25 protein-coding genes are annotated in these 23,602 nt (G+C 72.8%); 16 read left to right on the forward strand and 9 right to left on the reverse strand.

The features are described from left to right. Nucleotides 1-24: 24 nt before the first annotated feature. The 4 genes from KUM39_RS01275 to KUM39_RS01290 all read left to right on the forward strand — a co-directional run bounded on the left by KUM39_RS01275 (nt 25) and on the right by KUM39_RS01290 (nt 3,121). Entirely contained in the window at nt 25-396 is a 372-nt protein-coding gene (locus tag KUM39_RS01275; RefSeq protein WP_217783414.1) for a BlaI/MecI/CopY family transcriptional regulator, read from the forward strand. Further along, the gene (locus KUM39_RS01280) at nt 393-1,325 is read left to right on the forward strand and encodes a M48 family metalloprotease (RefSeq protein WP_217783415.1); all 933 of its coding nucleotides are present in this window, start codon (nt 393-395) and stop codon (nt 1,323-1,325) included. The genes KUM39_RS01275 and KUM39_RS01280 overlap by 4 nt, the downstream gene beginning before the upstream one ends. 295 nt (nt 1,326-1,620) lie before the next feature. After that, a complete protein-coding gene (locus tag KUM39_RS01285; RefSeq protein ID WP_217783416.1) occupies nt 1,621-2,016 on the forward strand; it encodes a VOC family protein in 396 nt (131 codons plus the stop codon). A gap of 40 nt (nt 2,017-2,056) precedes the next feature. Next, complete coding sequence (locus KUM39_RS01290) at nt 2,057-3,121, forward strand: adenosine deaminase (protein WP_217783417.1); 1,065 nt, start codon at nt 2,057-2,059, stop codon at nt 3,119-3,121. A gap of 45 nt (nt 3,122-3,166) precedes the next feature. Here the strand turns inward: KUM39_RS01290 and KUM39_RS01295 are convergent, their stop codons facing one another. Together KUM39_RS01295 and KUM39_RS01300 are read right to left on the reverse strand one after the other, a co-directional pair. After that, entirely contained in the window at nt 3,167-3,676 is a 510-nt protein-coding gene (locus KUM39_RS01295; protein WP_217783418.1) for a mycothiol transferase, read from the reverse strand. Between the two features lie 273 nt (nt 3,677-3,949). Continuing rightward, nucleotides 3,950-4,825 (reverse strand): LysR family transcriptional regulator, encoded by an 876-nt coding sequence (locus tag KUM39_RS01300; protein ID WP_217783419.1) that lies wholly within the window; start codon nt 4,823-4,825, stop codon nt 3,950-3,952. A 157-nt stretch (nt 4,826-4,982) separates the two neighbouring features. Here KUM39_RS01300 and mgrA point away from each other — a divergent pair, with 157 nt between their 5' ends. Then, entirely contained in the window at nt 4,983-5,975 is a 993-nt protein-coding gene (mgrA, locus tag KUM39_RS01305) for an L-glyceraldehyde 3-phosphate reductase (RefSeq protein ID WP_281425598.1), read from the forward strand. Nucleotides 5,976-6,283: 308 nt separating this feature from the next. On the opposite strand, the gene KUM39_RS01310 is transcribed toward mgrA, so the two are convergent. Next, complete coding sequence (locus KUM39_RS01310; RefSeq protein WP_217783421.1) at nt 6,284-6,664, reverse strand: nuclear transport factor 2 family protein; 381 nt, start codon at nt 6,662-6,664, stop codon at nt 6,284-6,286. A gap of 314 nt (nt 6,665-6,978) precedes the next feature. On the opposite strand from KUM39_RS01310, the gene KUM39_RS01315 reads away from it, so the two are divergent. Further along, nucleotides 6,979-7,389 (forward strand): hypothetical protein, encoded by a 411-nt coding sequence (locus KUM39_RS01315; RefSeq protein WP_217783422.1) that lies wholly within the window; start codon nt 6,979-6,981, stop codon nt 7,387-7,389. A gap of 261 nt (nt 7,390-7,650) precedes the next feature. Then, a complete protein-coding gene (locus tag KUM39_RS01320; RefSeq protein ID WP_217783423.1) occupies nt 7,651-8,100 on the forward strand; it encodes an ATP-binding protein in 450 nt (149 codons plus the stop codon). Between the two features lie 104 nt (nt 8,101-8,204). Here the strand turns inward: KUM39_RS01320 and KUM39_RS01325 are convergent, their stop codons facing one another. Then, nucleotides 8,205-9,095, reverse strand: coding sequence for a SigB/SigF/SigG family RNA polymerase sigma factor (locus KUM39_RS01325; RefSeq protein WP_217783491.1), 891 nt, complete (start codon nt 9,093-9,095; stop codon nt 8,205-8,207). A 301-nt stretch (nt 9,096-9,396) separates the two neighbouring features. Between KUM39_RS01325 and KUM39_RS01330 the strand changes: the two genes are divergently transcribed. The 8 genes from KUM39_RS01330 (at nt 9,397) to KUM39_RS01365 (ending at nt 16,903) form a co-directional block, all read left to right on the forward strand. Next, nucleotides 9,397-9,879 (forward strand): VOC family protein, encoded by a 483-nt coding sequence (locus KUM39_RS01330; RefSeq protein WP_217783424.1) that lies wholly within the window; start codon nt 9,397-9,399, stop codon nt 9,877-9,879. A gap of 140 nt (nt 9,880-10,019) precedes the next feature. Next, the gene (locus tag KUM39_RS01335; protein WP_217783425.1) at nt 10,020-10,814 is read left to right on the forward strand and encodes a VOC family protein; all 795 of its coding nucleotides are present in this window, start codon (nt 10,020-10,022) and stop codon (nt 10,812-10,814) included. 44 nt (nt 10,815-10,858) lie between these two features. Next, the gene (locus KUM39_RS01340; protein WP_217783426.1) at nt 10,859-11,572 is read left to right on the forward strand and encodes a ribonuclease H family protein; all 714 of its coding nucleotides are present in this window, start codon (nt 10,859-10,861) and stop codon (nt 11,570-11,572) included. A 133-nt stretch (nt 11,573-11,705) separates the two neighbouring features. After that, a complete protein-coding gene (locus KUM39_RS01345; RefSeq protein ID WP_217783427.1) occupies nt 11,706-12,968 on the forward strand; it encodes an FAD-dependent monooxygenase in 1,263 nt (420 codons plus the stop codon). A gap of 138 nt (nt 12,969-13,106) precedes the next feature. Then, nucleotides 13,107-14,600: an MFS transporter gene (locus tag KUM39_RS01350; protein ID WP_217783428.1), complete on the forward strand. Its 1,494-nt coding sequence runs from the start codon at nt 13,107-13,109 to the stop codon at nt 14,598-14,600. Nucleotides 14,601-14,605: 5 nt separating this feature from the next. Further along, nucleotides 14,606-15,295 (forward strand): TetR/AcrR family transcriptional regulator, encoded by a 690-nt coding sequence (locus tag KUM39_RS01355; protein WP_217783492.1) that lies wholly within the window; start codon nt 14,606-14,608, stop codon nt 15,293-15,295. A gap of 70 nt (nt 15,296-15,365) precedes the next feature. Next, entirely contained in the window at nt 15,366-16,349 is a 984-nt protein-coding gene (locus tag KUM39_RS01360) for an aldo/keto reductase (protein ID WP_217783429.1), read from the forward strand. Between the two features lie 53 nt (nt 16,350-16,402). Further along, nucleotides 16,403-16,903 (forward strand): DUF6328 family protein, encoded by a 501-nt coding sequence (locus tag KUM39_RS01365; protein WP_217783430.1) that lies wholly within the window; start codon nt 16,403-16,405, stop codon nt 16,901-16,903. Nucleotides 16,904-16,910: 7 nt separating this feature from the next. Here the strand turns inward: KUM39_RS01365 and KUM39_RS01370 are convergent, their stop codons facing one another. The 5 genes from KUM39_RS01370 to KUM39_RS01390 all read right to left on the reverse strand — a co-directional run bounded on the left by KUM39_RS01370 (nt 16,911) and on the right by KUM39_RS01390 (nt 21,460). Next, nucleotides 16,911-17,570, reverse strand: coding sequence for a DUF2238 domain-containing protein (locus tag KUM39_RS01370; protein ID WP_217783431.1), 660 nt, complete (start codon nt 17,568-17,570; stop codon nt 16,911-16,913). A 96-nt stretch (nt 17,571-17,666) separates the two neighbouring features. Beyond that, a complete protein-coding gene (locus KUM39_RS01375) occupies nt 17,667-18,092 on the reverse strand; it encodes an SsgA family sporulation/cell division regulator (protein WP_217783432.1) in 426 nt (141 codons plus the stop codon). 347 nt (nt 18,093-18,439) lie between these two features. After that, nucleotides 18,440-19,399, reverse strand: a complete 960-nt coding sequence (locus KUM39_RS01380) for a threonine/serine dehydratase family protein (RefSeq protein ID WP_217783433.1) — start codon at nt 19,397-19,399, stop codon at nt 18,440-18,442. Nucleotides 19,400-19,442: 43 nt separating this feature from the next. Further along, nucleotides 19,443-20,120: an AIM24 family protein gene (locus KUM39_RS01385; protein ID WP_217783434.1), complete on the reverse strand. Its 678-nt coding sequence runs from the start codon at nt 20,118-20,120 to the stop codon at nt 19,443-19,445. Between the two features lie 83 nt (nt 20,121-20,203). After that, on the reverse strand, nt 20,204-21,460 hold the full coding sequence (locus KUM39_RS01390; protein WP_217783435.1) for a serine hydrolase domain-containing protein: 1,257 nt from the start codon (nt 21,458-21,460) through the stop codon (nt 20,204-20,206). A 333-nt stretch (nt 21,461-21,793) separates the two neighbouring features. Here KUM39_RS01390 and KUM39_RS01395 point away from each other — a divergent pair, with 333 nt between their 5' ends. Continuing rightward, the gene (locus KUM39_RS01395) at nt 21,794-23,584 is read left to right on the forward strand and encodes a M4 family metallopeptidase (RefSeq protein WP_308288013.1); all 1,791 of its coding nucleotides are present in this window, start codon (nt 21,794-21,796) and stop codon (nt 23,582-23,584) included. Nucleotides 23,585-23,602 lie beyond the last annotated feature (18 nt).

The raw sequence follows: 23,602 nt of genomic DNA on the forward strand, positions 1-23,602 counted from the left end.
GAGGACGGGATGAGGGACGTTCCCATGAGCGAGGCCAAGGACGAGCGGCGGCCGGCCGGTGAGCTGGAGGCGAGTGTCCTGGCCGCGCTGTGGGCGGCGGGCGGCCCCCAGACGGTCGGCCAGGTCCGGAAGAGCCTCGGCACCGGTCTGGCCCGTACGACGGTGACCACCATCCTGACCCGGCTGCACGACAAGGGCATGGTCGAGCGCAGCCGCGAGGGGCGCGGGTTCGCCTACGCCCCGCTCCAGGACGCGCAGGGCATCACCGCCCGCCGGATGCACACCGAACTCGACCGGGACAGCGACCGCGAGACCGTCCTCGCCCGCTTCGTCGCCCAGCTCAGCCCCGACGACGAACGCGTGCTCCGGGACCTCCTCGAAGCGGACGGCGCATGACCGCCCTGCTGGTGCTGCCGCTGCTGCTGCCGTTCGCCCTGCCCGCGCTGGCCCGGCGGGCGCTCGGCCGACTCGCCCCCGCCACCGCGCTGTGGGCGGTCACCGGGTGCGCGGTCGCGCTGGCCTGCTGCTCGCTCGCCGCGTTCGGCGCGCTCGCCCTGGTCGGCCTGCTGAAACTGCCCGTGCTCGCCTCGCTCGGCGAACTCACGCACCCGCTGCGCACCGCCTCCGGCCTCGTCGTCCTGCCCACGGCCGTGACCGGCGCGGCCATGCTCGCGCTGAGCTGCGGAACCCTCCTCCGCTCGGTCGTGCGCCAGGCCCGCGCGCTGCGTGCCGCCCGCGCCGAGGCCGGGGGCGCGGCCGTCGCCGGGGACCTGTGCGTGGTGGACGCGCCCGGCGCCGACGCCTACGCGCTGCCCGGCCGTCCGCACCGCGTGGTCGTCACCACCGGCATGCTGCGCGCCCTGGACGGCCCCGAGCGCGAGGCGCTGTTCGCCCACGAACGCGCCCACAACGCGGGCGGTCACCACTGGTTCCTGGCCGCCGCCGAACTCGCCGCCCACTGCCATCCGGCGCTCCGCCCGGTCCGCGCCACCGTCCGGCTCGCGGCCGAACGCGCCGCCGACGAGGCCGCCGCCCGGCGCACCGGGGACCGGCGGGTACTGGCCCGTGCCATCGCCCGTGCCGCACTGGCCGCCCCGTCGAGCCCCGGAGCACGCCCCGGCTTCGCCGCCGCCGCGACCACCGGGCCCGTTCCGGCCCGTGTCCACGCCCTCCTTGAGGCCCCCGGGCCGCCCGCCCGCGCCGGGCGCCGCGCCGCCACGGCCCTGCTGGTCGTCTGCGCGGCCGTCTCGGGGTTCGCTGCCGTGTCCGGTACCGCCGACTTCCACCACCGGGTCGAGGTGGCCCAGGGGGAAGCGCGGCCCTGAGGCCAGGCCGGTGCGAGCGGGGCCCGGGCGTGCCGGGTGGTGTCGGTGTGGCTGGTGCGGTCGCGCCGCCGACGCCGTTCCCCGAAGCGCCGGTGTGCCGTGGATCGTTCCGCGCACACCGCACGCCCGGAACGTGGCCCTGGACACCGCCGGTGCGCGGAGCCGTCGTACGCCCGCGGTGACCCTTCGTCCCCGCGCCACCCACCCGTCATCCCCGTCTCGGCGGAGGGGACTGGCATCCGTCAGGTTTTACGTATAACCTCACCCGCTAACCGCCCACCGGAAGGCCCTCCCCGTGCGTCGCATCCCCCTGGTCACCCTCCTCGTCAGCGAGTACGACGAGGCCGTCCGCTTCTACACCGAGGCCCTCGGGTTCCGGCTCGCGGCGGACGAGACGCGGGCGGACGGGACGCGGTGGGTCGTGGTGGAACCCGGACCGGAGCAGGGCGGGACCGGGCTGCTGCTGGCCCGCGCGAAGAACGACGACCAGCGCGCCCGCGTCGGGGACCAGACCGGCGGCCGGGTCGGGTTCTTCCTGCACACCGACGACTTCGCCCGCGACCACGCCCGGATGACCGCCGCCGGTGTGACCTTCCTGGAGGCACCGCGCCACGAGCCGTACGGCTCCGTCGCCGTCTTCGAGGACCTCTACGGCAACCGCTGGGACCTGCTCCAGCCCGCCGACCGCTGACCCGCACCACGCCCGACGACCGCCGAGGAACGACACACACATGACCGCGCCCCGTATCGACACCGAGACCCTCCGCCGACTGCCCAAGGCCGTCCTGCACGACCACCTCGACGGCGGGCTGCGCCCCGCGACCGTGGTGGAACTGTCCGCGGAGATCGGGCACACCCTGCCGACCACCGACCCCGACGCGCTCGCCGCGTGGTATGTCGAGGCCGCCAACTCCGGCGACCTGGTCCGCTACATAGCCACCTTCGAGCACACCCTCGCCGTCATGCAGTCCCGCGAGGGCCTGCTGCGCACCGCCGAGGAGTACGTCCTCGACCTCGCCGCCGACGGGGTCGTCTACGCCGAGACGCGCTACGCCCCCGAGCTGATGGTGAACGGCGGGCTGACGCTGAACGAGGTCGTGGAGACCGTGCAGGAGGGGCTGGCCGCCGGTATGGCCAAGGCCGCCGCCGCGGGCACCCCCGTCCGGGTGGGCACCCTGCTCTGCGGGATGCGGATGTTCGACCGGGTCGGTGAGGCCGCCGGGCTCGCCGTGACGTACCGGGACTCCGGTGTCGTCGGCTTCGACATCGCGGGCGCCGAGGACGGGTTCCCGCCCGCCGACCACCTCGCCGCGTTCGAGCACCTGCGCCGCGAGAGCGTTCCGTTCACCATCCACGCGGGGGAGGCGCACGGCCTGCCCAGCATCCACCAGGCGCTCCAGGTCTGCGGCGCCCAGCGGATCGGCCACGGCGTCCGCATCACCGAGGACATCGTGGACGGCAAGCTCGGGCGGCTCGCCGGGTGGGTCCGCGACCGCCGGGTCCCGCTGGAGATGTGCCCCACCTCCAACCTCCAGACCGGCTGCGCCACCTCCATCGCCGAGCACCCCATCACCGCGCTGAAGGACCTCGGCTTCCGGGTCACCCTCAACACCGACAACCGGCTGGTGTCCGGCACCACCATGACCCGCGAGATGTCCCTGCTGGTCGAGGAGGCCGGCTGGACCCTGGACGACCTGCGCACGGTCACACTGAACGCCGTCAAGAGCGCGTTCATCCCCTTCGACGAGCGCAACGCCCTCGTCGCGGACGTGATCCTGCCCGGTTACGCGGGCTGAGTCCGCTCCGCGCGGTATGTACGGGGCTTGTGGTGCGGGCCCGCCTCAGGCGTTCTGCACCAGTCCCCGTACGTACGCCGCCTGGCCCGCGTGCTGGAGGTCGTCGGACAGGACGCTGACCAGGCGGACGCCCAGGGTGACCGGGGGGTCCCAGCGGTCGTCCACGATCTTGTCCAGGTCCTGCGCGGTGAGGGTGCGCAGGGCGCCGAGTGTCTGCTCGTGCACGGCGTCGTAGTACCCCGTCAGCAGGTCCGCCGAGGCGACGCGGACCTTGGCGACCTGGGCGGGGGAGTGACCGTAGCCGGTGTCGTCGGGGGGCAGGTCCAGGGCGAAACGCTGCTGCCATCCGCCGGTGTGCCAGATCTGGTCCAGACCGAAGGCGTCCGCGACGTGGTCGTCCTGGACGCGGGTCAGATGCCAGATCAGCCAGGCGGGGGAGTTCGCCTCCGGCAGGGGGCGGTGGTGGAGGCCGTCCGGGTCCAGGTCGTCCAGGGCCGCGTGGACCTCTTCCTGGACGCGGCCGAAGCCGTCGATGAGGATGTCCTTTTCTCGCATGGGGTCACTCTCGCGTATCGCCTGCGGCGGCGCTCGGAGAATCGGGGGCGGGGCGTCCGGGGGCGTGGTCGTCCGCCGGTGCGTGGTGGTTGGCCGCGCCGTTCCCCGCGCCTCTTCGGGGAGTCTGTGCGGGGCACTGTGCCGGGTGGACCTTGGCTTTTGCTGGTCGCGCGGTTCCCCGCGCCCCTTCGGGGAGTCTTCGTCCGGCCCCGGCCCCAGCCCCGTGACACCTTGACCTGGCTTTTGCTCGGCACGCCGTTCCCCGTGGTCACCTTATGGGGTCAGGAGGTCCACCAGGGCTCGGGCCGCGGGGCTGGTGGCGCGGTCGGGGGGGAGGAGGACGACGGTCTCGTAGTCGGCCTCGGGGGACTCCTTGATGGGGAGGGCGGTCAGGGAGGGCCGCTTGTGGCGGAAGTGGCGGGGGACGACGGCGATCCCGAGGTTCTCGTCCACCAGGTCCAGGAGGCTGTGGACGTCGTTGACCTCCAGGGCGACGGTGCGGCGGATTCCGGCGGCGTCGAAGGCCGCGTCGGTCGCGCGGCGAGGCCCCCAGTCGGGGTGGAAGTCCACGAAGACCTCGCCCGCCAGGTCCTCCGGGGTGAGTACCGCGCCGGTGGCCGCCAGCCGGTGGCTGGGGTGGCAGAGGACCGTCATCGGCTCGCCCGTCAGCGGCACCGTGCGCAACTGGTCCCCGTCGGCCGGGATGCGGTAGGCGAACGCCAGGTCCAGCCGTCCGGCCGCGACCTCCTCCGCGAGCGCCCCCGAACCCGCCTGGCGCAGCCGGATCTCCACGTCCGGATGGCGTCGCCGGAACGCCGCGAGCAGCCGGGCCACGTTCACCCCGGCGATGCACTGCTCGGTGCCCACCGCCAGGGTGCCGCGCAGGACGCCCTGCACCGCCGCCACCGCCTCGTGCGCCGACCTGACCTGGGCCAGGATGCGCTCCGCCTCCGCCAGCAGCGCCCGGCCCGCCTCGGTGAGCGTCACCCGCCGGGTCGTCCGCACGAACAGCGGCGCCCGCAGCTCCCGCTCCAGCGCGCGGATCGACGCCGACAGACCCGACTGGGACACCATCAGCCGCTCGGCGGCCCGGGTGAAGTGCTGGTCCTCGGCGACGGCGACGAAGTGCTGGAGATGACGCAGTTCCATGATTCAGCAGCCTATCCGCACAATCGCATCGGATTCTCCTGTTGGACCACTGCACCCCGCCCGGTGAAGAGTGGGGTCGGTGCTCCTGTGGCCGTGTGCCGTATGACGTATGCGGCCGGGAGCCTGGACTGCCTGTGCCAACCCCTCTGGAGTCGCGTTGTACACCGCACACACCGACCGCTACGCCGACATGCCCTACCGGCGCACCGGAAACAGCGGACTGAAGCTCCCCGCGCTGTCGCTCGGCCTGTGGCACAACTTCGGCCCCGACCGCTCGGTCGAGACCCAGCGCGCCATCCTGCGCCGCGCCTTCGACCTCGGGGTCACCCACTTCGACCTGGCCAACAACTACGGCCCGCCGCCCGGCGCCGCCGAGTCCGCGCTCGGTGAGTTCCTGAAGTCCGACTTCGCCGCCTACCGCGACGAACTGGTCATCTCCACCAAGGCCGGCTACCTGATGTGGCCCGGCCCGTACGGCGAATGGGGCTCGCGCAAGTACGTCCTCTCCTCGCTGGACCAGAGCCTGAGCCGCATGGGCCTGGACTACGTGGACGTCTTCTACTCGCACCGCTTCGACCCGGACACTCCCCTTGAGGAGACGATGGGCGCGCTGCACACGGCCGTACAGCAGGGCAAGGCGCTCTACGTCGGCGTCTCCAACTACTCCGCCGAGCAGACCCGCGAGGCCGCCCGCATCCTCGCCGAGCTGGGCACCCCGCTCCTCATCCACCAGCCCCGCTACTCGATGCTGGACCGCCGCCCCGAGGACGAGGGTGTGCTCGACGCGCTGGACGAGCTGAAGGTCGGCTCCATCGCGTACTCCCCGCTGGAGCAGGGTCTGCTCACCGGGCGCTACCTCGACGGCATCCCGGAGGACTCCCGCGCCGCCGGTGACAGCCCCTTCCTCAAGTCGGAGGCGGTCACCGAGGAACTGGTCGGCCGGCTCCGCGCGCTCAACGACATCGCCGTCGAGCGCGGCCAGAGCCTCGCGCAGATGGCGCTGGCCTGGGTGCTGCGCGGAGGCAGGGTCACCTCCGCCCTGATCGGCGCGAGCAGCGCCCGGCAGGTCGAGGACAGCGTCGGCGCCATCCGGAACCTCGACTTCGACACCGACGAACTGGCCCGCATCGACGCGATCGTGAAGGGCTGACTTTCGGCGACTGCCGGAATGTCAAGGGCGCATTGACGCACACCGTGAATGCGCCCGCGTGAAAAAGTGCGCCGGTCGCCCCGAGGTGGTCAACCCACCTCCGGGCGACCGGCGCTTCCCGTTTCCCCGATGCCCGAAACTCCGGGTGCGGAATTCACCACGCCCATGCCGTCGCCCGCCTCTCCCGCAATTCCGTGAGAGGGAACGATCAATTCCGCGCCGGCGGCCGTGTTCCGTGCGGCCTCGTTCCGTACCGGCGCGTTCCGTCCGCCGTGTTCGGTCCCGCCGTGTTCGTCAGGCCGTGTTCGTCAGGCGGGCGGCATCCGGTCGAGGAAACCGAAGACCGAGCGGATGCGGTCCCCGTCGTCCAGCACGATGACGTCCGAACCCGCGACCGGCGCCGAACCGTCCGCGTCGTTGACCAGCTCCCAGCCGAAGCGTGCGATGTCGTGGTGGCCGTCCACCGTGCCCCGCGGCCGGAAGGAGAAGCCGGGGAACTGCTGGTGCACGGCCGTGATCACCGCCGCGATCCCGGCGTGGCCGCGTACGTCGGCCAGCGGGTCGGTATAGCCCCCGTCCGGCGTCCAGGCGGCGGCCACCGCCTTCTCCAGCGCCTCCGGCTCCGCCGCGTTCCACGCCTCCAGGTAGCGGGCGACGGCGGCCTCGTAGCGGTTCGTGTTCTCGGACATGGCGAATCAGCCTCCATCGGGAGTATCTGCCGGTGAATCTGCTGGTCAGCTACCGGAAAGCGGGTTTCCCCGGCCGGTGGCACCACCCTGCCCGAGCGGAGCGGCGGAGGTCGATTACCTCACGGGTAATCACCCCTTTCCCGCCCGCCGTTCATTTTCGGCCAATGGCGAGGGTGAATATGCCAGGAGAGTGGCTAAAAAGTCATGGTGACAGTGTTTCCCGAGTGGCGATACTCGAAGTCGGGGGCACTTCTCACCGCAGCGGAGCCGCAACAATTAAAGGGGGCACCAGCGATGCGTTCGGGGGAGTGATCGTGCACGACGAATTCCTGTGCCATGTCACCGCGTACGGCACCTGCGACGGCCGCCGGATCGGCGTGCCGCTCGGGACGTACCGGGCGCCCACCCTGGCGCTCGCCCTGTGGTGGCTGCGCGACCGCGCCTCCTGGATCGCGGAGCGGCTGGACCCGGTGCCCGAGCGGCCCGCCTTCCCCGCCGGGGCGCTGGTGCCCGTGGCGGCGGGTGTGGCCGACGTACCCGCGCTGCTGCGCGCCTGGTGCGCCGACACCGCCCGGCAGGACCTGGTCGCGGAGGAACTCGCCGGGGGGCGGCTGGTGCGGATCGCGGCGTGCGACGACACCACCGAGTACGAACTGCTCGCGGAGTCCATCGACGCCCTGCGGATGCAGCGCACGGTGCCCGCCCTCGTCGTCCCCGTCGCCTGACACGTGTCGGCACCCGGCCCGGCCGTGCTCCGGGTGGCCGGTATTCGTCTTCGGCCACGGCCCCGGCCCTCCCGTGACCAGCCCGATGCGGCATCCGGGGACGGGCTGGGGGACGATGGGAGCCGTACGGCCCTGCGCGAGCGGGCGGGCCCGCCCGCTCGCGCAGGGCCGTACGGACCGGATGGACTGCGGACCGCCGTCCGGGGTACGAGGACAGGTGCAACAGCGACCGGGTTGACCGGGCCTTCGAGAGAGACACGTATGACCGAGTACCTGGGCGAGGCAGTGATACCTACTGGTTTCGACATACCCGTGGAACCGCTGCGACGCGCGGCGCACTACACCGGTGAGCCCGGCTGCATCGCCGAGGCCCGTGCCTTCGCCGACCAGTTCCTGAGCCGACTGAGCACCGAGTGGTGCGCCACCATCGACGACCGCACGGTCGGCGATCTGATGCTCGTGGTCAGCGAGCTGGTCACCAACGCCGACCAGCACAGCAGCGGCCCGTACATCCTGGAGCTCGAAGGCACCGACGCGCTGGTCCGGGTCGCGGTCTACGACAGCAGCTCGGCGCTGCCCCGGCGGTTCCCGAAGAACCCCGAGCGGATCGGGCGGCACGGTCTGGAGATCGTGCACGCGGTGGCCGCCGAGGTCACCGTGGAGCGGGTGCCGGTGGGCAAGCGGGTCAGCGCCCGCGTCGCCCTGCGCTGAGCCCCACCGCCGGGCACGGCGGGCGACGGCATGACGAAGGCCCGGACGGGAGAACCGTCCGGGCCCTGTGTGTCACCCGGCGCACCCGGCCGTACCGCCCTGGATCAGGCGCAGCCGAGTTCGCCCAGCATGCCCGTGCGCAGGCGCAGGATGATCCGCTTGATCAGCCGGGAGACGTGCATCTGCGAGCAGCCCAGCCGCTCACCGATCTCCGCCTGGGTGGCCTCCTCCACGAACCGCAGGTGCAGGATCTCGCGGTCGCGGTCGCTCAGCTCGGCCATCAGCGGGGCCAGCGCGTGGAAGTCTTCCACCAGCAGCAGGCGCTCCTCCTCGACCCCGATGAAGTCCGCGAGCACCGCCTCGCCGTCCTCCCGGCCGTCACCGGTGAGCGCGGCATCGAGGGAGGCCGAGTTGTAGCCGTTCGAGGCGAGCCGGGCCTCGACCACCTCGTCCTGGCTGACGTTCATCAGCGTCGCCAGTTCCGCGAGCGTCGGCTCACGGTCCAGACGGCTGGACAGCTCCTCGCGGGCCCGCGCCAGCTCCACCCGCATCTCCTGGAGCCGCCGGGGCACGTGCACCGCCCAGGTGGTGTCCCGGAAGAACCGCTTGATCTCACCGACGATGTAGGGCAGCGCGAAGGAGGTGAACTCGACCTCACGGGCCAGCTCGAAGCGGTCGATCGCCTTGATCAAACCGATCATGCCGGTCTGGACGATGTCCTCCATGTCGTCCCCGCGATTGCGGAAGCGTCCGGCGGCGAAGCGGACCAGCGACATGTTCATCTCGATGAGGGTGTTGCGCGCGTACTGGTACTCCCGCGTGCCCTCCTCCAGCTCGGTCAGCCGCCGGAAGAACTGGCGGGACAGCTCCCGCGCGTCGCGCGGCGCGACCGCTGCCGGGTCCGCGATGCCCGGCAGGCCCGCGTGGCCCGCCCGGTCGTACTCGCTCTGTTCCTCGACCCCTGCCTGTGACCGGTACGTCCCGGCGGTCTTCATTGCCTCTCCCACGTGAGTCACGGTGCTGCGTTCGGCCTTCTGTGGCCTCTGTCTACCCGATCGTGCCGACCTCCCGGCCCGCACGAGTGGCCCCCGAATACCCGGATCGCGCGCTTCCACTCCTGCCGGGCACCCTCCGGACGCTCTGCTCACGGGGCGAGTACCCGCCGTTACGCCTCGCATACGTCGAATTCCGGCCGTACCCGTGCGTTGACCCGTACGGGTGACGGGCCGATGAGTTCCGCGGGCCGGCCCGGTCTGCAGGGGTGACCGTGTTCCACGTCCCGCTGGGAGGCCCCGCATGAGCACCGACGGATTCACGACCTGCCTCTGGTTCGACGGGCGCGCGCAGGAGGCCGCCGAGTTCTACGTCTCGGTCTTCAAGGACTCCTCGCTCGGCCGGATCAGCCACTACACCGAGGAGGGGCCCGGAGAGCCCGGTTCCGTGCTGGGGGTGGAGTTCACCGCCAACGGCCAGCGGTTCTTCGCCCTCAACGGCGGCCCCCAGTTCACCTTCGACGAGGCCGTCTCCTTCCAGATCCACTGCGCCGACCAGCGGGAGATCGACCACTACTGGAGCAGGCTCACCGAGGGCGGCGGCGCGGGCGGGCACTGCGGCTGGCTGACCGACCGGTTCGGGCTCAGCTGGCAGGTCGTCTACGCCCCGGTCGTCGAGATGATCACCGACCCGGACCCGGAGCGCGCCTCCCGCACCGTCCGGGCCCTGTACGGCATGCGCAAGCTGGACGCCGCCGCGCTGGAGCGGGCGTACGCGGGGGAGTGAGCGGGCGTACGGCCGGGAGCGGCGGCACCTCCCGCGCCGCGCTCCCGGCCCGGCCGGGTGGGCGAGCGGGGCGGGCGCGGGTTGGCTAGCGTGAAGTGCGGGACCGACCACCGTCTGACCGAACCGAGAGGGCCGCGGACATGGCCGTGCAACCTGAGGGAACCCCCATCTGGGCGGACGCGATGTTCACCGACCTGGAGGGCGCCAAACGCTTCTACGGCGAGGTGCTCGGCTGGACGTTCGGCGAGTCCGCCGCGGAGTACGGCAGCTACACGCAGGCGTACGCCGACGGCAGGGCGGTCGCCGCCGTCGTGCCGCCGATGCCCGGCCAGGAGGGGCAGTCCCGGTGGTGCCTGTACTTCGCCTCCCCGGACGCCTCCGCCGCCGCCGCGCGGGTCACGGAGGCGGGCGGCGAGGTGCTGTTGGAACCCATGCGCGTCGGTGACTTCGGCACCATGTGCCTGGCCCGCGAGCCCGGCGGCGCGGTCTTCGGCATCTGGCAGGGCGGCGTCCACGAGGGCTTCGAGGCCGTCGCCGTCCCCGGCGCCTACTGCTGGGCCGAGGTGTACACACGCGACCCGGAGCGCACGGACCCCTTCCTGACCTCACTCTTTCCCTACCGGATGAAGCGGATGGACGACGAGGGCGTGGACTTCGCGGTCTTCGACCTCGGCCAGGACCCCGTCCTCGGCCGGATGCGGATGACCGGAGAGTTCCCGCCCGAGGTGCCCTCGTACGTCAACGTGTACTTCACCGTGCCCGACTGCGACGTGGCGGTGGCACGGGCCGTCGAACTCGGCGCCGTTCTCCGCTTCGGCCCCATGACCAGCCCGTTCGGCCGGTTCGCCGCGCTCAGCGACCCGCAGGGGGCCAACTTCTCCGTCATCGACGTCACCACCACCGAGGGGGACGGCCCCGCGCTCACGGAGGTCTGACCCGGAGCCGCGCCCGCCCGTCCGCCGGTCCGGGCGGGCGTGGCATGATCGGGCGCATGCGTGAACGAGTGGTGGCCGCGTGCGACGGGGCTTCGAAGGGGAACCCCGGACCGGCCGGATGGGCGTGGGTGGTCTCGGACGACGACGAGCGGACCGCCGCCCGCTGGGAGGCCGGGCCGCTGGGCCGGGCCACCAACAACGTGGCCGAACTCACCGCCCTGGAACGGCTGCTCACCGCCGTCGATCCGGACGTGCCGCTGGAGATCCGGATGGACTCCCAGTACGCCATGAAGGCCGTCACCACCTGGCTGCCCGGCTGGAAGCGCAACGGCTGGCGGACCTCCGGCGGCAAGCCGGTCGCCAACCAGGAACTCGTGGTCCGCATCGACGCCCTGCTCGACGGCCGCACCGTGGACTTCCGCTACGTCCCCGCCCACCAGGTGGACGGCGACCCGCTGAACGACTTCGCCGACCGCGCCGCCAGCCAGGCCGCCGTCGCCCAGGAACCCGCGGGCAGCGCACTCGACTCCCCGGAGCCGCCGCCGTCCCCCGACACCCCCAGGTCCAAGCCGTCCGGCGCGGCGCGCCGCAAGCCGTCCGGCGGCGGCACGGGTACGGCCTCCACCGGCTCCGCGCGCACCATCAAGGCGAAGTTCCCCGGCCACTGCCTGTGCGGGCGCTCCTACGCGGCGGGTGAGCCCATCGCCAAGAACGCGCAGGGGTGGGGACACCCCGAGTGCCGGTCCACCGGGGCCTGAGCACCGGCCCGCCGGGTCCCCCTCCGGCCGCGTCAACCCGCTGAACCACCGCGCCGCGCGCGGTCGTTCGGCACACCCCCGTCCTGCTACCGTGCGGCGCCGAACAATCACTTCGAGTCACTGGGGCGCGCGCGTGAAGGTCGTCTGTGTCGGAGGCGGGCCGGGCGGCCTGTACCTCGCCATCCTGCTCAAGCGGCAGGACCCGTCCCACGACATCACCGTCCACGAGCGCTGCGCCGAGGGCGCCACGTACGGCTGGGGCGTGACCTACTGGCGCGGTCTGCTGGACCGGCTGCACGCCCTCGACCCCGAGTCGGCCCGCGCCGTCGAGGACGCCTCGGTGCGCTGGGACCAGGGTGTCGCCCACATCGGGGACCGGCTCACCCGGCAGCCCGGCGACACCGGCCACGGCATCGGCCGGCACCGGCTGCTGAAGATCCTCGCCGACCGCGCCCGCGAGCTGGGCGTCCGTGTCGAGTTCGAGAGCGGCGTCGGCGCGGACGCCGTGCCGGACGCGGATCTGGTCGTCGCCGCCGACGGGGTGCACAGCGCCCTGCGCACCGCGCACGCCGACCACCACGGCACCCGGCTCACCGAGGGGCGCAACCCCTACATCTGGCTCGGCACCACCAAGGTCTTCGACGCGTTCACCTTCGCCTTCGCGGAGACGGAGCACGGCTGGATCTGGGCCTACGGCTACCCCTACGACGACGAGCACAGCACCTGCGTCGTGGAGTGCGCCCCCGGGACACTCGCCGGACTCGGCCTGGACGCCGCCGACGAGGGCGAGGGGCTCGCCCTGCTGGAGAAGCTGTTCGCCGGGATTCTGGACGGACATCCCCTGCTCGCGGGGTCCTCCGCCGGGGCTCCCTCGGCCGGGTCCGCCTCGGCCTCCTCCGCAGGGTCCGCTTCGGCCGCGTCCTCCGGCGCCGGAGCCCGCTGGCTGCGGTTCCGCACGGTCACCAACCGCTCCTGGCACCACGGCAACACCGTCCTGCTCGGGGACGCCGCCCACACCACGCACTACTCCATCGGCGCCGGTACCACCCTCGCCCTGGAGGACGCCATGTGCCTCGCGGACGCCCTCGGCACCCACTCCTCGGTGCCCGCCGCGCTGGCCGACTACGGGGCCCGGCGCCGTGCGGAACTGCTCTCCGCGCAGAGCGCCGCCCGGCACAGCGCCCAGTGGTACGAACACCTGCCCCGCTACATCGGCCTGCCCCCGCACCGCATGTTCGCCCTGCTCGGCCAGCGCCACTCGCCCCTGCTGCCGTACGTCCCGCCGCAGCTCTACTACGGCCTCGACCGGGCCGTGGGACGCCTTGAGGTGCTGCGCCGCCTCAAGCGCTGGGCGGGACCCCGCGCGGCCCGCGCCCTTCAGGGGCGCCGGAGCTAGGACCTCGGGTCCGCCGCGGCGCACGCCCCCCGCGCTCCGGGCGTGCGCGAGGTCACGGAATCCCCGCTTTGGTGAAAGGGTATTCACTCGTTAGGGTGAATGGTCATTCACCTCAGCAGAGAGTCCGCAGGAGCGCCGATGGACCAGCCCGCCCCCGCAACCCCGCAGTCCGGCCCACCGGACACCGCGCCCCGGCTGCGGGACCGCCTCACCATCCCGGTGCTGGCGTCGGGCGGCATCCTGATGGCCGTCATGCAGACGGTCGTCGTCCCGCTGCTCCCGGACCTGCCCCGGCTCACCCACTCGTCGGCCGCGGCCGTCTCCTGGATGGTGACGGCGACCCTGCTCTCCGGCGCGGTGCTCACCCCGGTGCTGGGCCGGGCCGGAGACATGTACGGCAAGCGCCGGGTGCTGACCTCCGCGCTCGTCCTGATGACGGTCGGCTCGGTGCTGTGCGCCCTGTCGTCCGACATCCGGGTGCTCATCGCCGCCCGCGCCCTCCAGGGCGCCGCCGCCTCCGTGGTCCCGCTGTCCATCAGCATCCTGCGTGACGAACTCCCGCCCGAGCGGCGGGGGTCGGCGGTCGCCTTCATGAGCTCCACCGTCGGCATCGGAGCGGCGCTCGGTTTGCCGCTGGCCGCGCTGGTCGTGCAGTACGCCGACTGGCACACCATGTTCTGGCTGACCAGCCTGCTCGGGGCGGTCGTCGCCGGGGCCACCTGGTGGGCCGTCAGGGAGTCCCCGGTGCGCGAGCCCGGCCGGTTCGACGTGGTCGGCGCCCTCGGGATCGCGGTCGGACTGGTCTGCCTGCTGATGGGCGTCTCGCAGGGCGGCCAGTGGGGCTGGACCAGCCCCGCGGTCCTCGGGCTGTTCGCCGCCTCCGTCGTCGTCCTCGCCCTGTGGTGGTGGCACCAACTGCGCACCGAGCGGCCCCTGGTGGACCTCCGCCTGGTCACCCGGCCGCGTGTCGGCCTCTCCCATGTGGCCGCGCTGCTCACCGGGTTCGCGTTCTACGCCAACTCGCTGGTCACCGCGCAGCTCGTCCAGGAGCCGAGAGCCAGCGGCTACGGACTCGGCCTGTCCATCGTCGCCACCGGTCTGTGCCTGCTGCCCGGCGGGGTGACCATGCTGCTCTTCTCGCCGCTGTCCGCCCGGATCTCCGCCCGCCGCGGCCCGCGGGTCACCCTGGCGCTCGGCGCCGCCGTCATCGCCTGCGGCTACGCGCTGCGCATCGTGGACAGCCGCGACCTGTGGATGATCATCCTGGGCGCCACCGTGGTCGCCACCGGCACCACGCTCGCCTACTCCGCGCTGCCCACCCTGATCCTGCGCGCCGTCCCCGCGGCCCAGACCGCCTCCTCCAACGGCGTCAACGTCCTGATGCGCACCATCGGCCAGGCCGCCTCCAGCGCTGTCGTCGCCGCCGTGCTCGTCCACCACACCAGCCTGGTCGGCGGTGCCCCGGTGGCCACGCTGCACGGATACCTGCTCGCCTTCGGCATCGCCGGTGCGGTCGCGCTGTTCGCCTGTGCCGCCGCGCTGTCCATCCCCGGTGACGGACCCGCGCGCGGCATCCGGCGCGCCGGGGGCGGCGACCGCGTGGTCCGGGACGAGGCACTGGAAGGAGCGTGAGCGCCGTGCCCGTCCCCGCCGGACACCCCGAAGCCCCCGGGCCCGCCCCGGCCGGACGGCCCGAGGCCCCCGGGCCCACCGCGACCGCCCCCGCCGGACGGTCCGCCTCCGCCGCCGAGGAGGCGGGGGCGCCGGTCCGCCGGGACGCCGAGGCCACCCGGACGGCGATCCTGCGCGCCGCCCGGCACCTGCTGGCCCGGCACGCGCACGCCGACATCACCCTGAAGGCCGTGGCCGAGCGCGCCGGGGTCAGCCCGCCGCTGATCCTCAAGTACTTCGGCAACAAGGACGCCCTGTTCGCCCGTGTCATGTCCTTCGACACCGACGCCGACGACCTGCTCGACGCGCCCCTGGACCGCCTCGGCCGCCACATGGTCCGCCATGTGCTGGCCAGCCAGCGCGACCGGGGCACCGACCCGTTGCTGCGCATCGCCTTCGCCCCGCTGCACGGCGACCACGGCGACATCCTGCGCGCCAACTTCCGCGCCCAGGTCACCGACCGGCTCGCCGCCCGCCTCACCGGCCCGGAACCCGGTCTGCGCGCCGAACTCGCCGTGGCCGCCCTGCTCGGACTCGGCGTCATGTACGGCGTGGCGCGCGGCCCGCACCTGCGCGCCACCGGCCTCGACGCCGTCGTGGACCGCTGTGGACCGCTCGTACAGCGGTATCTGACGCCCGGCGCGCCGGGGGAGTGAGCGGGGAACCGGTCCCCCTGCCGGAGGGACCGGTTCCACACCGGGCGCCCCCTGATGACACACTGACCGCATGGACGAACGTGTGATGGACAGGTCGGGTCAGTGGGCGTCGGTCGTCGGGCTCGGCACCTGGCAGCTCGGCGCCGACTGGGGCGAGGTGGACGACAAGGAAGCCCTGTCGGTGCTGGAGGCGGCGGCCGAGTCCGGGGTGACCTTCTTCGACACCGCCGACGTGTACGGCGACGGACGCAGCGAGTCCACCATCGCCTCCTTCCTCAGCGGGCGCCCCGACCAGCACGTGCTGGTCGCCACCAAGATGGGCCGCCGTGTCGAGCAGCTCCCGGAGAACTACGTCCTCGCCAACTTCCGCGAGTGGAACGACCGTTCGCGCCGCAACCTCGGTGTGGACCGGATCGACCTGGTGCAGTTGCACTGCCCGCCCACCCCGGTCTACTCCTCGGACGCGGTGTTCGACGCGCTCGACACCCTGGTCGAGGAGGAGCGGATCGCCGCGTACGGCGTCAGCGTCGAGACCTGCGCGGAGGCGCTGACCGCCATCGCCCGCCCGAACGTGGCGAGCGTGCAGATCATCCTCAACCCGTTCCGGATGAAGCCGCTGCTGGAGGTGCTGCCCGCCGCGCGCGCCGCCGGGGTCGGCATCATCGCCCGCGTTCCGCTCGCCTCCGGCCTGCTGTCCGGCAAGTACACCAAGGACACGGTGTTCGCGGCCGACGACCACCGCACCTACAACCGGCACGGCGAGGCGTTCGACCAGGGCGAGACCTTCTCCGGCGTGGACTACGCGACCGGGGTGGAGGCCGCCGCCGAGTTCGCCGCGCTCGCCCCCGAGGGCTACACCCCGGCGCAGCTCGCCCTGCGCTGGATCATCGAGCAGCCCGGCGTGACCACGGTCATCCCCGGCGCCCGCAACCCCGCGCAGGCCCGCGCCAACGCCGAGGCGGCCAAGCTGCCCGCGCTGTCCGCCGAGACCCACGCGGCGATCCGCGACCTCTACGACCGCCGTATCAAGTCCCAGGTCGAGAACCGCTGGTGACCTCCCGGCCGGGCGCCCGTTTGAAGGGCGCCCGGCGGGTAATCCAGTACCGCATGACGCAGCAGGAGCCGCACCGGGGGCGGGACGAGACGGCGGAGGAACAGGCCGACCGCAAGTGGGGTGAGCTGATCCAGGAGGTCCGGGTCGCGCAGACCGGGGTGCAGATCCTCTTCGCCTTCCTGCTGACGGTCGTCTTCCAGCAGAAGTACGCCGACCTCGGCACCACCGACCGGACCATCCACCTGGTCACCGTGGTCCTCGGCGCCTTTACCACCGGTGCCCTGATCGGCCCGGTCTCCCTGCACCGGCTGGTCTCCGGCCACCGGGTGAAGCCGCAGGCGGTGCGGCTGGCGTCCGCGCTCACCTTCGTCGGCCTGGTCCTGCTGCTCCTCACCATGACCTCGGCCCTGCTGCTGATCCTGCGCGTGGCCACCCACAACGCCTACGTGCCGTATCTGGTGAGCGGGGTCGTCGCCTGGTATCTGCTCTGCTGGTACGGGCTGCCGCTGTGGGCGCGCCGCCGGAACACCGGCCCGACCGCCGAGGACGGCTGACGCGAGCTCATCCGCGGGCCGCCGTACGGGCCTCCAGCGCCGTGAGCTGCCGGTCGTGCACCCTGCTCAGCAGCAGCACGGACACCACCGCGCCGATCAGCGCGCAGAACATGTCCCACTGGGTGTCCCACACGTCCCCCTGGGTGGCGAGAAAGGCGTCCGCGCCGTGCCCGCCGATCAACGCGGCGGCCCACTCCAGGAGTTCGAAGCAGGCGCTGAACGCCAGGCAGGCGCAGACCGTGAGCGGTGCCAGCCAGCGGCTGCCCCGCAACGGCGAGGTCCGGCAGAGGAGTTCACGCACCAGGATCGCCGGGACGAAGCCCTGCACCAGGTGGCCGAAGCGGTCGTAGGGGTTGCGGGACAGGTGCAGCGCGTCCCGCACCCAGTCGCCCGCCGGGACCTGCGCGTACGTCCAGTGGCCGCCCGCCGCGAGGACCAGAGTGTGCGCGGCGAGCAGCCCGCACAGCAGCCCCGTCAGCGGGAAGCGGCGCCACAGCAGCAGCACCAGCGGCAGCCCGGCCAGCGCCCAGAACGTCTCCAGCAGCCAGGTCGTACGGTCACGCACGTCCCACGCGGACAGCGCGAGACCCCCGGCCGCCACCGCCGCGTAGACGACGGGCGGCACACGGCGCGGCAGGGGCGCGGGGGAGCGGAGTGCGGTGGTCATCGGAAGACTCCTCGGTGTCCGGCCCGGACCCGGTGTCCGGCTGGAACGGGCCCCATCGTCGCCCCGTCCGGCGGGCGCCCGCATGAGTAGCCCGACTCAGCCCGTGCTGAGGATGTCCGCCAGGAGTTCGTCCACCGGCACCTCTTCCCGGCCGGGCCGGACCACCTCGTGGGTCTCGCGCAGGAACGACTCCACGGCGGACGCCCACGCGAACACCACCGCGTGGTGGCGGCTGCCGTCCGGGCGGGCCCGCCCCAGGAACTCCATCCGCAGCTCCTGCCAGAGCCCGGTGCTCTCCGGGCGCAGCCGTACGTCCCCGATGCCGACCGGGCGGGTCAGTCCCTCGGCGAGCATCTCCCGGTCCAGCCGCCACTGGGCCAGCACCTGCCCGTCGTGCCCGAAGACGGCATTCACGGCGAACGGGTCGTCCACGTCGTAACTGAGGTGGGCGAGCACCGGGCAACGGCCGGTACCCTCCGTGCGGAGCTGGACCACCAGGGTCCTGTGCACGAATGCGTTCACGCGGGGGCCTTCCAGAGCGTCGGGGCGTAGAGGGCCCTAGTACCCGCTTCCGGCACAGGATGCTCACCCGTGCGAATGAATCCGAGGGCGATGGCGCCGACGATGGCGGAGGTCACAGCGCGTCCGGTGTGATGAACTGCGCGGCGGCGAACGATCCGGTCGGGGCGGTCCGGCGTGCACACCGGCCGCCGCCCGGCCCGGCTCCCGCCGGTGCCGCCGTGCCGGTCGAAGGGGCGGGCGGGCTCTTCCTCGGCTCGGTGACGATCACGGGGTCCGCGTACCGTACGTCCGCCGGGGGGCCGGACTCTGTGCCCCCCCGGAATCCTGCCGTCGGCCCCGGCCGGGACTTATAGCAGGCCGAACCCCTCCGCCCAGCCGAACAGTTCGGCGGGCGCGCTGTTGCCTCCGCAGACCACCAGGCCCAGGCGGGCGTCCTCGCCCACTCGGGCCAGTACCTGGCGGGCGGCGGGCAGGAGGCAGCCTGCCGCCGGTTCGGCCCAGAGCTTCGCGCGGTCCGCCAGGTCCAGGCAGCCCTGGACGGCGTCGCGGTCGGACACCACCAGGACCTCCTCGACGAGGGCCGAGACATGGGCGTAGGTCAGCGGGGCGACGGACGGCGCGCTGAGTGTCGTCACCAGGGAGGACACCGGCACGGGCCGTGGGCCGCCCGCGCGCAGGGCCGCCGACATGGCCTCGGCGCCCTCCGTCTCCACGCCCCACACCCGCACTCCGGGCCGCAGCGCGCGCAGCGCGGTCGCCACCCCGGCGATCAGACCGCCGCCGCCGACACTGACCAGGACATCGGTCAACTCTCCCGCGTCCTCGGCCAGTTCCAGGCCGACCGTGCCCTGACCGGCGACCACCACCGGGTCGTCGAAGGGGTGCACCAGGGTCAGCCCCTCGTCCCGGAGCCGCAGGACGAGTTCGAAGGCGCTGTCCATGCCGTCGGTCAGCCGCACCGACGCGCCCGCCGCCTCGGTGAGTTCGCGGGAGCGGGCCGGGGCGGTGCGCGGCATCACCACGGTGGCCTTGACGTCCAGGGCCGCCGCCATTTCCGCGACGGCGACGGCGTGGTTGCCGCCACTGACCGCGACCACCCCGGCCGCCCGCTCGGCCCCGCTGAGCCCCAGCAGCGCGGCGACCGCGCCCCGCGCCTTGAACGAGCCGGTGCGCTGGAGGAGTTCGAGCTTGGCGGTGACCGGGACACCGAGCAGGCCGGTGAGACCGGGGCTCGGCACGGTCGGGGTGCGGACCACGTGCGGGGCGATGAGCGCGGCGGCGGTCCGGATGTCGGCGAGCGTGATCAACAGGTCGGCCTTCCGGGGGAGTTCAGGTCGTACGGGCGGGCTCTCAATGCTGCTGGACCTTCTGCGGGGTCGCCTCGCTCGGGCGGACCACGACGACGCCCTCACCCCTGAGCGCGAGCTGCACGGCCTCCCCGGAGCCGCCGCGCAGCATCGACCCGAACGACTGCGAGCGGTGCAGCGACGTCTCCAGCGCCGCCGTCCAGCCGACCACCGCGTCCGTGTCCACGTACACCGGGTTCTCCGGCGAGACGGGTATCACCAGCGGGTTGCCCTCACAGGCCAGGCCGAGCCTGCCGTGCCCGCTGAACACGCTGTTGAACAGCCCGCCGCCCGCGACACCGGACCCCTTCACGGTCCTGATCTCGTACGACAGCGTGGCGTCGAAGCAGAGGACGTTGCGGCCGTTGACGGTGAACCGGTCGCCGGGCTCGACCTCGACGATGAAGCAGTTCTGCGCCTCGTGCGCGAACCACGCCTCGCCCTGCCCGCTGACCGTCATCAGCGGCAGCCCCTCACCGGTGACCGCCCGCTTGAGCATCCCGCCCACGCCCTGGCCCTTGCGCTCGAACCGCAGACCGCCCCGGAACGCGATCATCGCGCCCTGCCGGGCGTACATCTCGCCGTTCACCACGTACCGCACGCACTTGGCGTTCTCGACGCTCATCCCGGCCTCGACGGCCGGACGGACCATGTACTCGCTGGAGAAAAGATCACCCTTCATGCCGGGCATGGTCACCCGGAACCTCCCGCTCCGCCAAGCGGGTGACGCGTCGGCGGCAGCGGGGGTGCCGGGGTGCGGGGCGGTCAGTGGTGGGTGACGCCCTGGGTGCGCACCGACTTCGGCCTTCCGCAGAACGCCGCGTCGAGCGTCGCGGCCAGGGTGTCGAGGACCTGGCCGTTGTTGGAGGTCGTCGCCAGCGCGGTCAGGGCGCGCCGTCCGTCCTTCGTGGCGAAGGCGTAGGTGTAGTAGCCCTGGACGGCGCCCGTGTGGCCGTAGACCGAGACCCCGCAGGACAGGTCGCGGCGGCGCAGGCCGAGGCCGTACGAGGTGGTGCTGTTGACGCGGACGAAGCGCTCCATCTCCTTCAGGGCGGCGGCGGGGAGCAGCTTGCCGCCGAGCAGCGCCGAGTAGAACGTGTTGAGGTCGTGGGCGCTGGAGATGAGGGCGCCCGCGCTCTGCGCCCAGGACGCCGTCTGGGCGGTCGCGTCCACGAGCCGCGCGCCCGCCGTGTCCGGGGTGAGATAGCCGCGCGCGTACCGGCCGGGGATCTTGGTGTCCGGGTGCACGTAGAAGGTGTCGGCCAGCTTCAGCGGTCCGATGATCCGGTCCTGGTACGCCGTGCGCACCGGCTTGCCGGTCAGCTTCTCGATGAGCAGGCCCGCGACGACGAAGTTGGTGTTGGAGTACGAGTAGGCGGCACCGGGCGCGTTGGTGCGCGGCTTCTTCAGGGAGAGCGCCACCAACTGGCGGTAGGTGAAGACCTTGTTCCGGACCGCCTCGAACCCGGAGACGCTGCTCGCGAACATGTCGTTGCTGAAGTCGTACAGCCCGCTGCGGTGGCCCAGTACGTGCCGGACGGTGATCCGGTCGTCCGGGAGCAGCCCCGGCAGATAGCGGTTGACCGGCGCGTCCAGCGACAGCTTCTTCTCCGCGGCCAGTTGCAGCAGCACCACCGCCGAGAACGACTTGGTGACGCTGCCGATGCGGAACCGGTCGTCGGTGCTGATGGCCGTGCGGTTCGTGCGGTCGGCGACGCCCCGCGTCACCCGGTACGTCTTCGTGCCGTCGTCGATCCGGGCCAGCGCGCCCGGCGCGCCCCGCGTGAGCAGCTTGTCCAGCACGGTGCCGAGACCGGCGGTGTCGGGTGCGGGGAGTCCCGAGGGGCGCGCGGTCGTGGCCCGCACCGTCGTCCCGGCGCCGGTGGCCCGTTCCGCGGCTCCCGTGCCCGTGGTCCGCTGCGGGCTTCCGGCGCTCCGGTCCGTCCCCTCCCCGGTCGCCGCCCGCGCCGGGACCGCCAGCAGCGACAGCACCACCGCTCCGAGTACCGCACTCCTGCTCATCGTCGCCGCAAACATCCTGCTCCCGCTTCCGTCCGGGCCGCCGCCGCTCAGGGCGCGTACAGACCTGGGAACGTAGGCGACTTCAGTCCTCCGACCCCGAACGACACACAGACGGTGAGGAATCGATCACCCTCAGGCGGGCATCGTAAAGATTCGGCCTCCTCCGGCCGAAATCGATCATTCCGGGTTTACGTGGGCATGACCGGTCCGTCAAGGTGGCGCGGGGGGCCCGACCAGCCTCCGGGCTGCCCAAGGGCGCCCAGTGCCAAGGCGGTTGGATCCCGACCGCTTTTTCCTCTAAGGACCATCTTGCGCAGACCGCACATACGTACCGTGGCGGTTGCCGTCGCGGTGACGACGGCCGCCACGGGGCTGGCCGGCACCGCGTTCGCCGGGCCCGCCGCGGGGGCGGGCCAGCGAGCTTCCGCGTCCGTCTCCGCCACGGCCGCCGTGGTGGACGCGGCACGGACCGCCGCCTTCGCCCACGCCGCGCAGACCGGCGTGACCAAGGGCGAGGACCTGCACGCCGAGGACGTCATGATCGACCCCGAGGGCGCGCGGCACGTCCGCTTCGCCCGCTCGCACGGCGGACTGCCGGTGCTCGGCGGCGACCTCGTGGTCCACCTCGACCACGCCCTCGCGTACACCGGGGTGACCCGCGCGGCCGGACGGGCCGTCAAGCCGGTCACCGCCACGGCGAAGCTGAGCGCCGCGCGCGCCGCCGCCACCGCCGCCGAGGCGGCCGGGGGCCGGGCGGGCACCGCCACCCTGGTCGTGGACGCCCGCGACGGCGCCTCCGCCCTCGCCTACCGGGTGACCGTCACCGGCGGCGACAGCGCCGACGGCGGCAGCAGCACGGTGATCGTGGACGCCGTCACCGGCGAGGTGCGCAGCAACACGCCCGTCGCCGACGAGTTCGTCTCGCCCCGCCTGCGCGCCGCCATGCGCGAGCACGGCGAGACCGCGTCCCCGGCCGCCGGTGTCGCCACCGGCACCGGCGGCGCCTCCCCGGCGGCGCACGGCCTGATGTCCACCGGCACCAACGCCGCCGCGCGCTACCCGGCGACGGCGCAGGGCACCGGCAAGACCCTCTTCGACGGCACCGTCTCCCTCACCACCACGGAGACCTCGCGCGGGCACTTCCAGCTCAAGGACCCGACGCGGTACGGCACCGAGGTGCGCGACGCCAAGGGGTCCGAGACCGAGCGGTTCGGCTCCGGCGCCCCGTTCACCGCGACCACCAACACCTGGGGCACCGGGGCGACCGGCAGCCGGGTCACGGCCGCCGCCGACGCGCAGTACGGCGTCACCAAGACCCTGGACTTCTACCTCAAGACCTTCGGCCGCAAGGGCATCGCGGGCAACAGCAAGCCCGCGCAGGCGATGGTCCACTGGGGCAGCGAGGTCGGCAACGCCTTCTGGGACCCCACCTGCGGCTGCATGCTGTACGGCGACGGCGACGGCGTGGATTTCAAGAAGCCGCTCGTCATGATCGACGTCACCGGGCACGAGCTGACCCACGGCGTGGTGGACGCCACCGCCAAGCTGGAGCCCACCTTCATGGACGAGTACGGCAACCAGTACGGCGAACCCGGCGCCCTGAACGAGTCGCTGGCGGACATCTTCGGCTCCAACGTCGAGTTCTACGCCAACAACAAGCAGGACACCCCGGACTACCTGATCGGCGAGAAGCTCGGGCTGAAGCAGAAGTTCCTGCGGCGCCTCGACCACCCCTCGCTGGACAAGCTGGAACGCGCCATCGACTACTGGTCGCCCAGCATGTACGACGTCGAGGTGCACGCCGGTTCCGGTGTCTCCTCGCACGCCTACTACCTCCTCGCGGAGGGCAGCGGCAAGAAGACGATCAATGGCGTCGCCTACGACTCCCCGACCTACCGCGGCGTCACGGTCAAGGGCATCGGCCGCACCAAGGCGACCGCGATCTTCTACCGGGCGCTCACCCGCTACATGGTCTCCACCACCGACTTCCACGACGCCCGCGTGGCGACGCTGAAGGCGGCCAAGGACCTGTACGGCGCGAGCGGCACCGAGTACAGGACGGTGGACCAGGCGTGGGCGGCGGTCAACGTGACCTCCGCCAACACCCCCTCCGTGCGCCGCTGATCCCCTCCGGCCCCGCCG

It is taken from the genome of Streptomyces corallincola, assembly GCF_019104725.1.
GTDB classification, from domain to species: Bacteria; Actinomycetota; Actinomycetes; order Streptomycetales; family Streptomycetaceae; genus Streptomyces; species Streptomyces corallincola.

What these genes read in the sequence shown, in the direction of transcription:
- KUM39_RS01275 (WP_217783414.1), top strand. Translation starts at nt 25, where the DNA reads ATGAGCGAGGCCAAGGACGAGCGGCGGCCGGCCGGTGAGCTGGAGGCG.
- KUM39_RS01280 (WP_217783415.1), top strand. Translation starts at nt 393, where the DNA reads ATGACCGCCCTGCTGGTGCTGCCGCTGCTGCTGCCGTTCGCCCTGCCC.
- KUM39_RS01290 (WP_217783417.1), top strand. Translation starts at nt 2,057, where the DNA reads ATGACCGCGCCCCGTATCGACACCGAGACCCTCCGCCGACTGCCCAAG.
- KUM39_RS01295 (WP_217783418.1), bottom strand. Translation starts at nt 3,676, where the DNA reads ATGCGAGAAAAGGACATCCTCATCGACGGCTTCGGCCGCGTCCAGGAA.
- KUM39_RS01300 (WP_217783419.1), bottom strand. Translation starts at nt 4,825, where the DNA reads ATGGAACTGCGTCATCTCCAGCACTTCGTCGCCGTCGCCGAGGACCAG.
- KUM39_RS01310 (WP_217783421.1), bottom strand. Translation starts at nt 6,664, where the DNA reads ATGTCCGAGAACACGAACCGCTACGAGGCCGCCGTCGCCCGCTACCTG.
- KUM39_RS01320 (WP_217783423.1), top strand. Translation starts at nt 7,651, where the DNA reads ATGACCGAGTACCTGGGCGAGGCAGTGATACCTACTGGTTTCGACATA.
- KUM39_RS01325 (WP_217783491.1), bottom strand. Translation starts at nt 9,095, where the DNA reads ATGAAGACCGCCGGGACGTACCGGTCACAGGCAGGGGTCGAGGAACAG.
- KUM39_RS01330 (WP_217783424.1), top strand. Translation starts at nt 9,397, where the DNA reads ATGAGCACCGACGGATTCACGACCTGCCTCTGGTTCGACGGGCGCGCG.
- KUM39_RS01335 (WP_217783425.1), top strand. Translation starts at nt 10,020, where the DNA reads ATGGCCGTGCAACCTGAGGGAACCCCCATCTGGGCGGACGCGATGTTC.
- KUM39_RS01340 (WP_217783426.1), top strand. Translation starts at nt 10,859, where the DNA reads ATGATCGGGCGCATGCGTGAACGAGTGGTGGCCGCGTGCGACGGGGCT.
- KUM39_RS01350 (WP_217783428.1), top strand. Translation starts at nt 13,107, where the DNA reads ATGGACCAGCCCGCCCCCGCAACCCCGCAGTCCGGCCCACCGGACACC.
- KUM39_RS01360 (WP_217783429.1), top strand. Translation starts at nt 15,366, where the DNA reads ATGGACGAACGTGTGATGGACAGGTCGGGTCAGTGGGCGTCGGTCGTC.
- KUM39_RS01365 (WP_217783430.1), top strand. Translation starts at nt 16,403, where the DNA reads ATGACGCAGCAGGAGCCGCACCGGGGGCGGGACGAGACGGCGGAGGAA.
- KUM39_RS01370 (WP_217783431.1), bottom strand. Translation starts at nt 17,570, where the DNA reads ATGACCACCGCACTCCGCTCCCCCGCGCCCCTGCCGCGCCGTGTGCCG.
- KUM39_RS01385 (WP_217783434.1), bottom strand. Translation starts at nt 20,120, where the DNA reads ATGAAGGGTGATCTTTTCTCCAGCGAGTACATGGTCCGTCCGGCCGTC.
- KUM39_RS01390 (WP_217783435.1), bottom strand. Translation starts at nt 21,460, where the DNA reads ATGAGCAGGAGTGCGGTACTCGGAGCGGTGGTGCTGTCGCTGCTGGCG.